We start from the raw sequence: 14,382 nt of genomic DNA, 5'->3' as shown, positions 1-14,382 counted from the left end.
ATGCTCCGGTGACGGCCGTCCGCTCAATTTTTGAGGCAATTCCTGAGCATCTCCCTGGCGGCGCTCTTGACCGTGCGGCGCTTGTCGTCCGTGGAGGAGGTGACGATGTCGTCGACGCGCCACTTGCCCCGCTCCTCGACGAGGACATAGGCGACCTTCGCAATATCCTTGCGCCATGTTCCCTTCAGATAAATTTCATACTCCGCCCGCCCGGCCGTTTGCGAGGGGAGCGCGACAATCCTGTAAGCGGCGATATTCGGGTCCTGGCTGTCGCTGATCTGATCGAAATCGATGCAGACCTCGCCGCTGTTGCCGATCGCCTTTTGCACGCGCTGGTTCAGCGCGGCGGCGTCGCGGGAAAGAGGCAGCGTCTCCCATGTCGGCAGATTGGAGACGTCGCCCTTGCCGAGCCATTCCTTGTCAGCCTTGTGCCAGGCGTCCGCCGCTTCGCCGTCGGGATATTCGCCGTAGATCGCCTTGAAAAGGGCGATGGGCGTGTCTTGTGGGGCGACGTGTCTTTGTGCGGCCCCGGCGCTCGTTATAGAGAAGCATGAGAGCGCGGACGTTGCGATAACGACAGCGAGGATGAATTTGCGCATGTTTCCTCGAAAGCTCTTCCCGTCGGGCAATGGTCCGGGGAGCGAAGCGACGGAGCAAGCCGGAAATCCCTCGTTTCGCTTCGGATTGCTTCGCTCCGCCCGCAGTGACGGCTTCCTGCGCTCAGATCGCCCGCGTCGCGTCCCTCAGCCACTTGCGGGTCTTCGTGTCGACGAGCGGCGAAAGCGTCTTGCGCAGATGCGCGTGATAGCGGTTCAGCCAGAAGGTCTCTTCCGCGCTCATCAGCCTCGGTTCGACGCAGTTCAAATCGAAGGGCGCCAGCGTGATTGTCTCGAAGCCGTACATCTCGCGTTCGGCGCCGGGGATCTCGCGCTTTTCGACGATGACGAGATTTTCGAGACGAACGCCATATTCGCCCGCGCGATAATAACCCGGCTCGTTCGAGAGAATCATGCCCGGAACGAGCGGCGTCGTCCCGAGCTTCGAAATGCGCTGCGGGCCTTCATGCACAGAGAGATAGGAGCCGACGCCGTGGCCGACGCCATGGTCGAAGTCGAGACCGGCCTCCCACAAATAGCGCCGCGCGAAGGCGTCGAGCTGCGCGCCGGAGACGCCCTTGGGAAACACCGCGCGCGCAACGGCGATATGGCCTTTCAGCACGCGCGTGAAATGATCCTTCAACTGCTTCGATGCGCGACCGACGACGACCGTCCGCGTCACGTCCGTCGTGCCGTCGAGATATTGCGCGCCGCTGTCGACGAGATAAACACCCTTGCCGATCTTGAGATTGCTCTTTTCGGTCACGCGATAATGCGGGATCGCCGCATGTTCGCCGAAGGCGGAGATGGTCGGGAAGGAAATGTCGCGCAGATCGCCATTCTCGCGGCGGAAGGTTTCCAGCGCCTCGGCCGCCGAAATTTCCGTCAGCGCGCCTTTCGGCGCGGCTTCCGAGAACCAGGCGAGGAAACGCGTCAGCGCTTGCCCGTCGCGGATATGCGCTTCGCGCGCGCCTTGGAGTTCGGCCCGGTTCTTGATGGCCTTGGGGAGCGCCGCGGGGTCTTCCGTCACGCGCGGCTTGCCGCCCGCCGCGCGCAGGGTCTCGACGAGCTTCGCGGGGGCCGTCGCGGCGTCGAACATCACCGTCTCGCCGCGTTTGCCGGCGCCTGTCAGATCGTCGATCAGCGCTGAAGGCGCGCGTAAGGTCAGGAACTTCTCCAGGCTCCCGCGCGTCTTCGTATCCAGCTTGGCGTCGTCGATATAGAGCGCGGGCGCGCCTTCCCTGGGCAGCCACGCGAAGGCGAGCGCAATCGGCGTATGCGCCACGTCCGCGCCGCGAATATTGAAAGCCCAGCAGATGGCGTGCGGGTCGGACATCAGCGCGGCGTCGGCGCCTTTCAGCGCGTCGCGCAGCTTCCTGATCTTCACGGCGGCCGTCTCGCCCGCATATTTCGCAGGATGAATGACGACCTGTCCGGCGGGCGCCGGCGGGCGATCGACCCAAAGCGCGTCGATGGGGTTCGTTTCAAGCGCGACAAGCTCGATCTTGCGGCCCTCGCAGGCCTTGGCGAAGCGCTCGATCTGCCCGCTCGTATGCACCCAGGGGTCGTAACCGATGCGGGCGCCCTCACGGGCATGTTCGGCGAGCCAGGCGGGCGGGGCGGTCTCGGCGACGTCGACGGGCTTGAAGATCCCGCCGTCTATCTCCTGGCGCACCTGAATCACATAGCGGCCGTCCACGAAAATCGCGGCTTCCTCCGCGAGCGCGATGGCGAAGCCGGCGGAGCCCGTAAAGCCTGTGAGCCAGGCGAGGCGCTCCGCGCTTTTCGGCACATATTCGTTCTGATGGGCGTCCGCGCGCGGCACGAGGAAGCCGTCGAGATTCCGCCGCGCGAGTTCGTCGCGCAGCGCGGCGACACGCGCGGCGCTGTCGTTGGACGACGAGGCGTCGGCGAAGGATTGGAATTTTGCTTCGAACATGAAGCAAAGCTAGTCCGGGCGCAGGCGAGGGGCAATGCCCTCCTGCGGGCGCCGGTTAGGCCAGCCGGCGCGCCATCAGGGCTTCGTCGAGATAGGCGCCGTCTTCGAGCTTCACCGAGCCTCTTTCGACGCCATAGGTTTCGAACCCCCAGCGTTCGTAGAATCGCTTCGCGCGGGCGTTCTGGTCGATGACGGTCAGCGTGACGAGCTCGGCCCGGCCGCTTGCATGCGCCAGCAGCGCCGCCATCAGCCTGTCGGCGGCGCCGGAGCCGCGATCGGCCGCACGCAGATACATGCCCCACAGCAGCGCCTTGTGCCGCAGCTTCGCGCCCGTGAAGAAGGTCAGTCCGGCCGCGCCTGAGAGTTCTCGCCCCGCGAAGACGCCAAGCACGAAATCCCGCTCCAGCCGGGCGGCGGCTTCCGCCGCGCCGATCGCGGCCTCGTCCTCGGGCGCATAGCGGAACGCCTGCGGCTCCAGACGAAAGGCTTCGATCCTGAGGCGCTGGAACGCTTCCGCGTCCGACGCATCGAGGCGACGAAGCGTCAACGGGCGCCGCCCCGGCGCAGCGCCAGCGTCGCCCAGCCGTCTATGTCTCCGCGCTCCGCGAGCGCGAAGCCCTGCGCGGCATAGGCGGAGAGCACGCCGGCGACGTCCTTCGCCAGCAGGCCGGAGAGCACCAACTCGGCGCCCGGCGCGGCGGCGGCGGCGATGCTCGGGGCGAGGAGACGGAGCGGCTTCGCCAGGATATTCGCCAGGATGAGATCGTATTTCCCGGCCATGGCCGCGTGGCGCAGGCCCGTGGCGACCACGGGGCGGACATAAGGCCCGGCGCCGTTTTGGACGGCGTTGGCGCGGGCGGTTTCCACCGCGACGGGGTCGATGTCGCCGCAGGCGACCGGCTGGCGCAGCAGCTTCGCCGCCGCGATGGCGAGCACGCCCGTGCCCGTGCCCACGTCAAGGACGCGACGTGGGCGCCGGCGCTTCAGGACGCGGTCCAGCGCCTTGAGACAACCCAGCGTCGTGCCGTGATGGCCGGTGCCGAAGGCGAGCGCGGCCTCGATCTCGACGCCGATATCGTTCGACCTCAGGCGATTGCGATCGTGCGAGCCGTGGACGACGACGCGACCCGCGCGCACCGGCTCGAGCCCCGCGAGCGATTTCTGCACCCAGTCTTCCTTGGCGATCTCGGCGAATTCGGCGCGGGCGGCGGTTTCGGCGTCGCTGACCGCCTCGATGAGGCCGCGGACCGCCTCCTCGTCGGGGGCTTCCGCAAAATAGACCTCGACCGCCCAGACCAAGCCGTCGTCGACTTCAAAGGCGCCGGCGGCGGTCTCCGTGGGGTCGAACGTCTCGACGATGATGTCGGCGACGGCGCGGGCGCGCCGCTCGTCGGTGGCGAGGCGCAGCACATGGCTTGCGCCGTTGGGGGGAAGGCCTTCGAGCATGCGGCGCGATTAGCACGGGGCGCGCGGCCGGTCGACTGCCGTCCGCCTTTCCCGCGCCGCTTGCCGCCTGTATGGTCGCGCCCGTCGCAGGGAAACGGGAATGACCGAGAAAGTCGCGATTTGTCTCATCGGGCCGAAGAAGGGGGGGAAATCCTCGCTGCTCGCCTCGCTCGCCGATTGCGTGGCGCAGAGCGCTTTCGGCTATTCGCCGCGCCTGCGTCCCGCGCTTCAGCCCGTCACGCAGGCTGAGTTCAACGCCGAGCCCGATCAGCGCCGCGCCGATCTGCTCACGATCGAGCAGGGCGACTACGAGCGCCTGAAGCAGGATTTTGCGGGCGGCGGGGTCGCGACGGACACGCTGAACACCTACGAATATTATTTCCGCCTCTCCGTGAATGGCGAGGCGCCGCCGGAGGTGGTCACGCGGGGGCCTTGGCTCCTTGAGATCATCGATTCGGCGGGCGAGATCGCCGTGCCGCCGGACGGCGCGGAGGTGGCGATCCTCAACGACGTCAAGGCCAAGCTTGCAGGCCAGATGCTTGAATCGGAAGCGCTCGTCGTGGTGCTGCCGCTCGTGCGGCTCGACGATTCGGCGTGGACCGGCACGCTTTCGCGCCTGATCGATCGGCTGGCTTTGGCGCGGGAGAAGAAACTCAAGCGCGTCGTCGTCGTCTTCTCGCAATATGAGCGGCTCTTCACGCGGCTCGGCCCCAGCGCCTTCACCTATGCCTGCGATCCGGCGGTGGCGCTGCACGTATTGCGCAAGTCGCTGTGCGCCGCGCAGTGGCTCGACCGCCTTCGCGCGTTGGAGCCCGGCGTCTCGGTGCGCTACACGGTTTGCTCGGCTTACGGTTTCGTGAAGCGCTTCCAGAACCCGAATATGGACCCGCATCAGCCGGGGGAGCGGCGCTTCCGGCGCGGCGGGCTCGAAGGCTCGCGCGCCTATTGCGAATATTGGCGGCCCTTCCTCACCGCCGAGCCCATCCTCTACGCGGCGCTCGGGCTCGACAGCGCCTTCACCTTTTCCCACGCGCAACTCGACGCCAGAGTTGAAGAAATTCCGCCAGCGTCAATTCTTGCTTAATGGAACCCTCTTATTTCTAGTTAAACGCGTATTGTTTGTGAGGGTCCCGCTTATGGCGATGAGCGCGCCGGCCGGCGAAGAGTCGTGCATCATCTCTTTCCACCGCCTGCATTACGGCAAGCTCGGCGAGGGCGAGGAGCGTCGCATCCCGGCCTCCGCCTGTTACGCCGTCACCCGACGCTCGCAGGGCCTCGGGCAGGAATGGGACCCTTATCTTTCTCCGTTGCGGCTCATGGGCCTGCGCCGCTTCGAGCCGGACGCCCTCGACATCGACGCGCGAACGACGGGTTGCCTTGTCGTGCGCAGCGTGGGCGATTCGATCGTCCTCATGCGCGCGCGCTTCCGGCCCGAGGATGGCGAGCGCGGTTTCGGACGGCTTCATCAGCAGGCGGCGATCTGGGTGGGCGCGATGGACGTTTTCCAGCGGCATCCAGCGGCCAGCCTCTCCATCGCCGCGCAGGAATTGCGGGCTTTGCCCGACCTCGCCTTGGAGCCGGAAGCCGCGCGCCTCAACGACCCGCCGCTGAGCTGGCGCGTCTCGCGGCTCGATCCCCACGGCGTGCGGCGCGCGGTCGAGCGGTCGGATTGGGCGATCCCCATGCTCGAACTGCTGCTGGACGGGGCCGCGACCGGGGAGGACGCCGTGCGCGATTTCGGCGCGCATGACTTCGCGAGCGAAGCGGAGTTTCTCGCCGCCGTCGGGCTGACGTTGCAGACGCTTCCGCGGGCCTACCCTCGCTGGCGCGACATCAGCGTCGTCTCCGGCCTGGCGCATCCACTGCCGGGGCTCTGCCTGCGCTACGTTCCGTCATGGGGACGGGCCCAAGCTGCGGCTTGAGCGTTATACTTGTTTATTACGAGTTTTTCTCCGTCGATACTGTTTAGCGGGCGCACATTTCTGCGCGCGCCTGATCGAATAATTGATTCACCATTCGGTCCTATTGTCCCGCCTGGATTGGGTCCGAGCCGTCAAGATGAAGCCGATCGCCACGCGTGAATGCAACGACGCCGTCGTCGCCGCGCAGTTCAAAACAATTGCCCGAAACATTCCGGGCCTCTATCTCACAGTAGCGCTTTTCGCCGGCTTCCTGATCTATTTCCTCTGGGATCTTGCCTCCCCCGGCTTCTTCGCGATTTGGGGCGGCGTTATACTCTGCGGCGCGGGCGCGAGAGCGCGCCACTGGCTCAATCTGCGCAAACGGCGGAACCGGCTTTCGGTCGAGGAGAAGCGCCGGGAGCTCGACCGCACCTTGCAGGTCGGCGCCCTCATGTGCGTCTGGCTCTGCGCGATTGCGGTCGTCGTCGCGCGCGCGCCGAGCGCGACGCAGCAAGCCATGGCGATGATGCTCGTCTGGAGCGCCGCCGTGGGCACCTCGTTCCATCTCGCGGTCCTGCCGCGCGCGGCGCGGTTGGTGCTGCTGACCTCGACGCTCGCCGCCGCGTCGGTTTTCCTGGTTTCGGGCGAGCCGGTTCTCGAGTTGTCGTTGCTCGCGCTTCTGGCGCTCGCCGTTGCGATACTGCATTTGCTCGCGCGGACCTACGAGGCTTTCGCCGCGCTGGTCCAATCCAGCGTCGAAAACGCGTCGCTGCGGCGGGAGGCGGTGGACATGGCCTCGACGGACGCGCTGACGGGGCTCCCGAACCGTCGCCTTTTCGATCGTCGGCTGAGCGAATGGTCCGAGTCCGACAGGCCCTTCGCCGTGGCGATGATCGATCTCGACGGCTTCAAGCCCGTGAACGACCTGCATGGCCATCTGGTCGGCGATCTCTTCCTGGCGGAGGCCGCGAACCGGCTCGCGGCCAGCGTCGGCGGGGCTGGGCTGCTCGCGCGCATGGGCGGCGACGAATTTGCGCTCCTCGTCGAATCCTTCGAAGCGGAGGCGGATGTCGTCGACGCCGCCCACAGACTCGTCGCGGCGGTCGCGGACACCTTCAATTACGGGAGCATTACCGCGCAAATGTCCTGTTCCTGCGGCGTCGCGCTCCGCCGCCAGAATGAGGACGCGCGCCGGCTGCTGGAGCGCGCCGACATGGCGCTCTACGAGGCCAAGGCGAAGGCGCGCGGGGGCGTCGTCGTTTTTTCCGAGGCGCTGGAGCGCAGCGCCCTGCAGCGGATGATCGTCGCGCAGGATCTGCGCGCCGCGATCGAGCGCGAAGCCTTCGCCGTCTGTTATCAGCCGATCATCGATCTTGCGACGGGCGAACTCGCGGGCTTCGAGGCGCTGGCCCGCTGGCGTCATCCGGAACTGGGAGCGGTGCCGCCGAGCGTCTTCATTCCGGCGGCGGAAAAGAGCGGGCTGATCGCGCCATTGTCCATGTCGCTCCTGCGCCAGGCCGCGCACGCCGCGCGGAATTGGCCGAGCGGCATGACGCTGTCCTTCAATCTGTCCGCCGCCCAGATGGATCAGCCGGGAACGGCGCTCGCCATTCTGTCCGCCATCGCGGAATGCGGCCTGCCGCCGTCCCGTCTGGAGATCGAGCTCACGGAAACGGCGGTTCTGGCCGATCTGCAGACGGCGACGCGCACGGTCGGGAGTCTCGCCGCGGCGGGCATTCGCATTTCGCTCGACGATTTTGGCGCCGGCTATTCGTCGTTCGGGCAGCTCTGCGATCTGGCGATCGACAAGGTCAAGATCGACAAGAGCTTCGTCGACCGGATCGTCGCCGAGCCGCGCGCCGCGAGCATCGTCGGCGCGATCATCCGCATGTGCGACGGCCTCGGCATGCAATGCGTGGCCGAGGGCATCGAAACCCCGCAGCAGCTCGAAGCGCTCAAGGCGCTCGGATGCCACAAGGGACAGGGCTTTCTCCTGTCGCGGCCGCTTCCCGAGAGCGAATTGCCGGGCTTCATCTGGCGGATCGAGCGGCGGTCCGCCTGATCGTCTGCGGGTTGGCGCGCCTTCGCCTATCCCGATCCTTCGGCCGGCGTCGCTTCCTGCGAGAGGTAGCGCTCCAACGCCGTGGGACGCCGACGCCGCGCGCTCGCAAGCACCGTGTCGCCGTAATAGGCGCGGGGACCGCCGCCCGCCGCCGCGCCTTCCAGCGCATAGCGCGCGGCGCGTAAGGCGCGGGGCTTCATCGCCGAGAAGAGGCGCGACTCCACCTGCGAGATGGTGACGTTGTCGATCACATAGGCGCCCTTGCGGTCGACATGGGCGATCTCGTCGCGCACGAGGCGGTTGAGAATGGCGACGAGATTGTCGCGCACATTCTGCGCCAGAAGCAGCAAAGCGGGGTCTTGCGGGTCGACCTCGCTCATGTCGCCATGCACAGGCTTGGCGACGCGCAGCATCGCTTTCATGGCGCGGATTTCAACCGGCTCGTCCTCGTCGTCGGTGAGATCCATGGGCGTCATGAACTGACGGCGCTCGCGCGCCTCGAAGCCGCGTTTGAAGATCTCCGACAGGAATTTCATGATGAAGAGGAACGCGTCCTGCGCCATCGCTACGCAGAGCGCCATGGTCGAGTCGGGCGTGAAGCTCCAGAAGGCTTCCCGCGCCAGCTCGAATTTGTTGCGCTCGGTGGAGTGCGCGCGCAGATAGGCGTCGCTCTTCTTCAACAATTCACGCACGTCGTCCTCGGTGAGGCCGACGGCCTTGCCCGCGACGACGCAGGCGTCGACGAGGCTCTTCGCCTCGTTGAAGCCATTGGCTGCGGCGGCCTTGTCCGAAGCCGGCGCGTTGCGGATCTTGGCGACGATCGCGCCGAGTTCGTCGCGCAGCTCTGTCTCGAGGCCGCATTTCCTGTCGAAGGCCGCGCGGGCCGTGAGCACCTCGTCGCGCGCGGAGAGCAGGTCGCGCGCCTCGCCCTGCGGCTCGCAGACGAAATCGCGGGCGATGGGGGCGGGCAGGGCGCTGGACTGGCGCGCAGCGGTCAGAATGGGCTCGCAAAGCGGCTTGGCCTCGCGGACTCTCGCCCAGCTGGGCTCAACGCGGAGCTGGTCGCGCAATGCGGTGAGGTCGCGTAGCGCCGCGTCGAGATCGACGGCCGCTTCCGCCTTCGCCGTCGGCTTCCCGGCCGCCGTCGCCGCCAGCTCGGCCTTTTGTTTCAGCGCCGCGGACTGCGCCGTGAGAGCGTCGCGCTTCCTGAGCGCGGCGGCGCGCTCGCTCGTCGGGCCGGCGAGCGTCTGGCGGATCATGGCCGCGCGGCGGCTCGCCTCCTCCGCCTTGGCGCGATGACCGCGGCAATTGGGCCCGCAGACGGCGCCCTTGTTGTCGAGTCCGTGTTCGGCGTCGACAGCGAGCTGCTCCTCTTGCCGCGCCGTCGCGGCAAGGGCGGCGATCTCGCCCTGCTTTGCTTTGATGATCGCGTCGAAATCCGCGACGTTTTTGTCGAGCGCGCCGATCTCGGCCTGCGCTTCGTCATATTGGCGCCCCGCCGCGCGGGCGCTTTCGAGTTCGCTCGCCGCCTGTTGCGCGGCCTTGGCGAGGACCGCTTGCTGGGCCTCCTGGGTCTTGCGAATCGCCTCGCGCAGGGCCGGGCCCGCCGCGCGGGCCGTGTCGATCAGGCCGTCGAGCGAATCGAGATAGGCCTTGAAGGCCGGGTTGGCGACGATCCGCGCAGAGGCCGCGTCATAGGCCGCGCCGATCCGCTTCGTCTCCGGCAGGACGACGTCGGCGGCCAGCTCCATGGGCTGCAGCTCGGCGACGATCCGGCGCGAGCTGAGTTTGAAGATGTTGTTGTAATAATAGGTGAAAGAGAAAAAGACCGAGATTGAGAAAACGAAGAGGAAGACGACGGCCGTGACGAGCGTCTTCATGACCATGCGCTCGCGCGCCATGCGGCGGCGGGAGATGAGCGCCGCGAGATCGGCGCCGAGAGACCAGGAGGTCGAGGCGAGCATGACAAGCACGGCGGTCGTCGCGACGAACGTGCCGGCAATGCCGACGAGGTCGCCCTGTTCCTTCTGCATGATGTCGATCATGCCGGAGGAGGTCGTGTAGAAGACCCAGGCGAGGACCGGCAGGGTCACGGCCATGCCGATGCGGCCAAGGTCGATCTCCCCGGCCCAGAAGCGCTTCAGCGGCGCGAAAAGCGCCCGCACGGAGGCAAGGCGATGGGGCGTCGGATGTTCCGAGGGGCGCGCGGGCTGCGTCGCGACAGTCATCTAGAATCGCTCCTCTGGTCTGGCGCCGCCGTTAGCTCGACGCTTGATGCCAGCGAAATGAGACCTATTTTCGCCCACTCGCAAGCCGCTTGCGGGAGGCCGGGGCCCGCAGGCCAAAGGCTCTCTCGAGGCCCCGGCTGGCTGGGTTTTCCTCTCGCGCCGTTTCGTGTTAGACGGCATTTTCGGCGCGACGCTCGCGGCAGGAGGCGCGCCGGCGCCTCTGTCTCGCGGCCCCTTGAAGGTCGCGCACCATAGCAGGAACACGCCGTGTCCATACCTTTTCGTTATGTGGCGAAGATCGGAACTTATCTCGTCAAGCAGCATCTCACGGGTCGCAAACGCTATCCGCTCGTTTTGATGCTGGAGCCGCTCTTCCGCTGTAATCTCGCCTGCGCCGGCTGCGGAAAGATCGACTATCCCGACCATATTCTCAATAAGCGCCTTTCCGTCGAGGAGTGCCTCGCCTCGGTCGACGAATGCGGCGCGCCGGTCGTCGTCATCGCCGGCGGCGAGCCCTTGCTGCACAAGGACCTCCCGCAGATCGTCGAGGGCATTGCGAAACGCGGCAAATTTGCGATCGTCTGCACCAACGCGCTGCTGCTCGCCAAGAAGATCGACCAGTACAAGCCCAACCCCTATTTCACCTGGTCGATTCATCTCGACGGCGACCAGGAGGCGCATGACCGCGCCGTGAGCCAGGAGGGCGTCTACGAGCGCGCGGTGGAGGCGATCAAGCTCGCCAAGTCCAAGGGCTTCCGCGTCACCACGAACAGCACCTTCTTCTCCGACGCCGATCCGGCCCGGATTGCGAAATTCCTGGACGACACGACGGCGCTCGGCGTCGACGGCATGACGGTCTCGCCCGGCTACGCCTATGAGCGCGCGCCGGATCAGACCCACTTCCTTAATCGCCAGAAGACCAAGGACCTGTTCCGCGCCATTCTGAGCCGCGGCCGTGGCGGGAAAGCCTGGGCGTTCCAGCAGTCGGGCCTGTTCATGAATTTCCTCGCGGGCAACGAAACCTATCGCTGCACGCCCTGGGGCAATCCGCTGCGCACCGTCTTCGGCTGGCAGCGCCCCTGCTATCTTTTGGGCGAAGGCTATGTGCCGACGTTCAAGCAGTTGATGGAAGAGACGAATTGGGACGCTTACGGGGTCGGCAATTACGAGAAATGCGCCGACTGCATGGTTCATTGCGGCTTCGAGCCGACTGCGGTCGCCGACTCGGTGAGGCGCCCGTGGAAGGCGGCCTGGGTCGCGCTGTTCGGCGTGCGCACGGACGGCCCGATGGCGCCGGACATCTCGCTTGAGAACCAGCGGCCGGCCGAATATGTCTATGACGAAAACATCGCGAAGCTGTCAGAGATCCGCGAGCACGAGGCGAAGCAGCGGGCCGAGCAGCGGTCCACAGCGGCCTAGGGACTGAAAGGCCGCGCGGGAGTCGAGACCTGCGAGGATCAATCCGCCGATTTGATGTGGCGCGCGAATCAGTTCGCGCGCCACAATTTTTCCGTCCACGTCGCCCTGGGGCGTCAGCGCCTTGGCGGCGAGCGGCGGTAGCGCGCGGGCGGCCGGATCGCTGATGGCGCGCAGCGCGGCGAAGGGGATTTGCCGCTTACGGGCGAAGTCGGCGGCCAGATGCGACTCCATGTCGACGGCGTGCGCGCGCGCCGCCTCGCGAAGAAACGTCTTGGCCGCAGGGTCCATCGCCGGCTCATCCACGCCCACAATGGCGCCGGGGGTCGCCTTGCAGCCCTTGGCGGCGACTCCCTCGGCGATGGCGCCGGACAGGCGGCCATGGGTCTCGTGGCGGGCGTCGCCCGCAACAACCGTGTCGGCCACGATAATGTCGCCGGGCCGCAGCGCATAATCCAGCGCGCCGGCGAGGCCGAAGCTGATGACGGCCGAGAAGCGGCGCTCCTGGAGGCCGTCGAGTTGATGGCGCAATTGGGCGACGCTGGCGCCGCTGCAGATGGGGACCACGCCTTCGCCCATGACGCAGGCGGCTTCGCGCCTCATACCCGTGACCACGAGAACCGGACCGGAGGCGAAGACCCTCGCCGCCTCTCTGCGGCGGCTTTGAACGAGCGTCATAGCGCCTCCCTGTTCGTGTCTCCCCTTACCTCCGAGTTTCGGAGGGCGAAGTCAACGGTGAACAGGGAGGCGGGTGGTTGTGTGGGCTCGGGGGATCACCCCCTCTCCCGCTTGGCGGGAAGAGGAGGGTGTCTTACAACCCCACTGTCACGACCTTGCTGTTGGCCCGAATCAGGTTGCGGTAGCGAGCGAGCGCCCAGAGCGGGAAAAAGCGGCGGTAGCCGTGGTAGCGGAGGTAGAAGACGCGCGGGAAACCCGTGGCGGTGAAACGCGGCTCGTCCCAGAGGCCGTGCTCGGACTGAGTGGATTGCAGCCAGGCGACGCCGCGCGCCACGGCGGGATGGTCCACCTCGCCCGCCGCCATCAGGCCGAGCAGCGCCCAGGCAGTTTGCGAGGAGGTCGAGGGCGCGGGCTCATAGCCCTTGTAGTCCATCTTGTAGCTGGAGAGGTCCTCGCCCCAGCCGCCGTCGGGGTTCTGGATCGAAACCAGCCACTTGACCGCGCGCCGATACGTCTCGTGGTCATGCGACAGGCCGGCGGCGTTGAGCGCGCAGAGCGCCGACCAGGCGCCGTAGACGTAATTGGCGCCCCAGCGGCCGAACCAGGAGCCGTCCTTCTCCTGCTCCTTGATGATGTAATCGACGCCGCGCCTGAGGCAGTCGCTCGACTCAATCGTATCGCCGAGCTGCGCCAGCATGGAGACGCAGCGCGCCGAAACGTCCACCGTCGGCGGGTCGAGCAGGGCGCCGTGATCCGCAAAGGGAATGTGGTTGAGGTAGTGATAGGCGTTGTCGGCGTCGAAGGCGCCCCAGCCGCCATTCTTTGACTGCATGCCGACGATCCACTCCTTCGCCCGCGCGATGCGATCGGCATAGGGCTTCTTCTCCTCGCCGCTGGTGAGACGGTCCATGGCGGTCGCGACGACGGCCGTGTCGTCCACGTCGGGATAATAAGCGTTTGCGTATTGGAACGCCCAGCCGCCGGGGCGCACATCCGGGCGCTGCGCCGCCCAGTCGCCCTTGACGTCGAGAACCTGAAGCGGCGCGAGCCAGTCGCAGGCGGCGCGGGCGCGCTCGCGGGCGTCTTCGTCGCCGGTTTCCAGCAAGGCGTGCGCGACGAGCGAGGTGTCCCAGACCGGCGAAACGCAGGGCTGGCAATAGGCCTCGGTCTCGTTGACGACAAGCAGGCGCTCGATCGATTCGCGGGCGTCCTTCACGCGCCGGTCGGTCTCGGGGACGCCGAGCACGTCATACATCAGCAGGCTGTTGACCATGGCCGGGAAGATGGCGCCGAGCCCGTCGACGCCATTGAGGCGCTCGGTCGTCCAGCGTTCGGCGAGCTGAACGCTGTATTCGCGCGAACGCTTTGGCATGTAAGGCTCAATCAGGCGCAGCAGCTTGTCGATCTCGCCGAAGATATGCGCCCAGGGCCAGGTCTGGTGCTCGCCCTTCGGCCATACCCTCACCTCTTCGGGCGGCGTCGTAAACAGCTCCTGGATGCGCACGCCCTTGGGGTTTTTCGCCTGCGGCTTGTACGTCATCAGCACCAGCAGCGGCACGAGGACGGTGCGGCCCCAATAGGAGATCTTGTCGAGATGGAAGGGGAACCATCTCGGCAGCAGCATGATCTCGACCGGCATCACCGGCACGCCGCGCCAGGGGATTTCGCCATAGAGCGCGAGCAGCGAGCGGGTGAAGACGTTGGAGGTCGCCGCGCCGCCATGGGCGAGGATCGCATCGCGGGCGCGGACCATATGCGGCGCGTTCACGTCGTCGCCGATCATCTTGAGCGCAAAGTAAGCCTTCACGCTGGCTGAGATGTTGAAGGCGCCGTCCTGGAAGAGCGGCCAGCCTCCATGGTCCCCCTGGCAGCGGCGGAGATAAACCGCGATCTTGCGCTCCAGCTCCGCGTCGACCGGCTCCGCGCGGTAATGGCGCATCAGCACATATTCGGCGGGGATGGTGGTGTCCGCTTCGAGTTCGAAACACCAATGGCCGTCCGCCTTGCCCTCGGATAACAGCGCCTGCTTGGCGCTCTGAATGCTGGCCTCCAGCGCCCCGGCGCCGAGGGGGGCGTAATTCTCAATGCGCGCGGCTGCGGTCATCCGAGATTCCTT

11 protein-coding genes are annotated in these 14,382 nt (G+C 66.6%); 4 read left to right on the top strand and 7 right to left on the bottom strand.

The window, feature by feature from the left end:
- Positions 1-23: 23 nt before the first annotated feature.
- The 4 genes from ACNHKD_RS17000 to ACNHKD_RS16985 all read right to left on the bottom strand — a co-directional run bounded on the left by ACNHKD_RS17000 (position 24) and on the right by ACNHKD_RS16985 (position 3,981).
- The gene (locus ACNHKD_RS17000) at positions 24-599 is read right to left on the bottom strand and encodes a hypothetical protein (RefSeq protein WP_442754669.1); all 576 of its coding nucleotides are present in this window, start codon (positions 597-599) and stop codon (positions 24-26) included.
- A gap of 121 nt (positions 600-720) precedes the next feature.
- A complete protein-coding gene (locus ACNHKD_RS16995) occupies positions 721-2,535 on the bottom strand; it encodes an aminopeptidase P family protein (RefSeq protein ID WP_442754668.1) in 1,815 nt (604 codons plus the stop codon).
- A 55-nt stretch (positions 2,536-2,590) separates the two neighbouring features.
- Positions 2,591-3,082 carry a GNAT family N-acetyltransferase gene (locus tag ACNHKD_RS16990; RefSeq protein WP_442754667.1) on the bottom strand — a complete coding sequence of 164 codons (492 nt, stop codon included), beginning with the start codon at positions 3,080-3,082 and terminating at the stop codon, positions 2,591-2,593.
- Complete coding sequence (locus tag ACNHKD_RS16985) at positions 3,079-3,981, bottom strand: 50S ribosomal protein L11 methyltransferase (protein ID WP_442754666.1); 903 nt, start codon at positions 3,979-3,981, stop codon at positions 3,079-3,081. Before ACNHKD_RS16985 ends, ACNHKD_RS16990 begins: the two co-directional genes overlap by 4 nt.
- A 100-nt stretch (positions 3,982-4,081) precedes the next feature.
- Between ACNHKD_RS16985 and ACNHKD_RS16980 the strand changes: the two genes are divergently transcribed.
- From ACNHKD_RS16980 to ACNHKD_RS16970, 3 genes are all read left to right on the top strand, one after another.
- Complete coding sequence (locus ACNHKD_RS16980; RefSeq protein ID WP_442754665.1) at positions 4,082-5,065, top strand: hypothetical protein; 984 nt, start codon at positions 4,082-4,084, stop codon at positions 5,063-5,065.
- Between the two features lie 52 nt (positions 5,066-5,117).
- Positions 5,118-5,903 (top strand): hypothetical protein, encoded by a 786-nt coding sequence (locus tag ACNHKD_RS16975; RefSeq protein ID WP_442754664.1) that lies wholly within the window; start codon positions 5,118-5,120, stop codon positions 5,901-5,903.
- A gap of 136 nt (positions 5,904-6,039) precedes the next feature.
- On the top strand, positions 6,040-7,944 hold the full coding sequence (locus ACNHKD_RS16970) for a putative bifunctional diguanylate cyclase/phosphodiesterase (RefSeq protein ID WP_442754663.1): 1,905 nt from the start codon (positions 6,040-6,042) through the stop codon (positions 7,942-7,944).
- Between the two features lie 26 nt (positions 7,945-7,970).
- Here ACNHKD_RS16970 and ACNHKD_RS16965 read toward each other — a convergent pair whose 3' ends face one another.
- Entirely contained in the window at positions 7,971-10,172 is a 2,202-nt protein-coding gene (locus ACNHKD_RS16965) for a hypothetical protein (protein ID WP_442754662.1), read from the bottom strand.
- A 267-nt stretch (positions 10,173-10,439) separates the two neighbouring features.
- Between ACNHKD_RS16965 and hpnH the strand changes: the two genes are divergently transcribed.
- Positions 10,440-11,591, top strand: a complete 1,152-nt coding sequence (gene hpnH / locus ACNHKD_RS16960) for an adenosyl-hopene transferase HpnH (protein WP_442754661.1) — start codon at positions 10,440-10,442, stop codon at positions 11,589-11,591.
- Here the strand turns inward: hpnH and ACNHKD_RS16955 are convergent.
- Together ACNHKD_RS16955 and shc are read right to left on the bottom strand one after the other, a co-directional pair.
- Entirely contained in the window at positions 11,532-12,266 is a 735-nt protein-coding gene (locus tag ACNHKD_RS16955) for a phosphorylase family protein (protein ID WP_442754660.1), read from the bottom strand. The two genes, hpnH and ACNHKD_RS16955, sit on opposite strands and share 60 nt — an antisense overlap.
- 133 nt (positions 12,267-12,399) lie before the next feature.
- Complete coding sequence (gene shc / locus ACNHKD_RS16950) at positions 12,400-14,370, bottom strand: squalene--hopene cyclase (RefSeq protein WP_442754659.1); 1,971 nt, start codon at positions 14,368-14,370, stop codon at positions 12,400-12,402.
- Positions 14,371-14,382 lie beyond the last annotated feature (12 nt).

The sequence above is a fragment of the Methylocystis sp. JAN1 genome (assembly GCF_052186135.1).
Lineage (GTDB): Bacteria > Pseudomonadota > Alphaproteobacteria > Rhizobiales > Beijerinckiaceae > Methylocystis.
This window is presented reverse-complemented; position numbering and strand designations above follow the sequence as displayed.

Excerpts from the sequence above, each read along its gene's own strand:
- ACNHKD_RS16985 (WP_442754666.1), bottom strand. The coding sequence starts at position 3,981 with ATGCTCGAAGGCCTTCCCCCCAACGGCGCAAGCCATGTGCTGCGCCTC.
- ACNHKD_RS17000 (WP_442754669.1), bottom strand. The coding sequence starts at position 599 with ATGCGCAAATTCATCCTCGCTGTCGTTATCGCAACGTCCGCGCTCTCA.
- ACNHKD_RS16965 (WP_442754662.1), bottom strand. The coding sequence starts at position 10,172 with ATGACTGTCGCGACGCAGCCCGCGCGCCCCTCGGAACATCCGACGCCC.
- ACNHKD_RS16955 (WP_442754660.1), bottom strand. The coding sequence starts at position 12,266 with ATGACGCTCGTTCAAAGCCGCCGCAGAGAGGCGGCGAGGGTCTTCGCC.
- ACNHKD_RS16980 (WP_442754665.1), top strand. The coding sequence starts at position 4,082 with ATGACCGAGAAAGTCGCGATTTGTCTCATCGGGCCGAAGAAGGGGGGG.
- ACNHKD_RS16970 (WP_442754663.1), top strand. The coding sequence starts at position 6,040 with ATGAAGCCGATCGCCACGCGTGAATGCAACGACGCCGTCGTCGCCGCG.
- ACNHKD_RS16975 (WP_442754664.1), top strand. The coding sequence starts at position 5,118 with ATGGCGATGAGCGCGCCGGCCGGCGAAGAGTCGTGCATCATCTCTTTC.
- ACNHKD_RS16995 (WP_442754668.1), bottom strand. The coding sequence starts at position 2,535 with ATGTTCGAAGCAAAATTCCAATCCTTCGCCGACGCCTCGTCGTCCAAC.
- shc (WP_442754659.1), bottom strand. The coding sequence starts at position 14,370 with ATGACCGCAGCCGCGCGCATTGAGAATTACGCCCCCCTCGGCGCCGGG.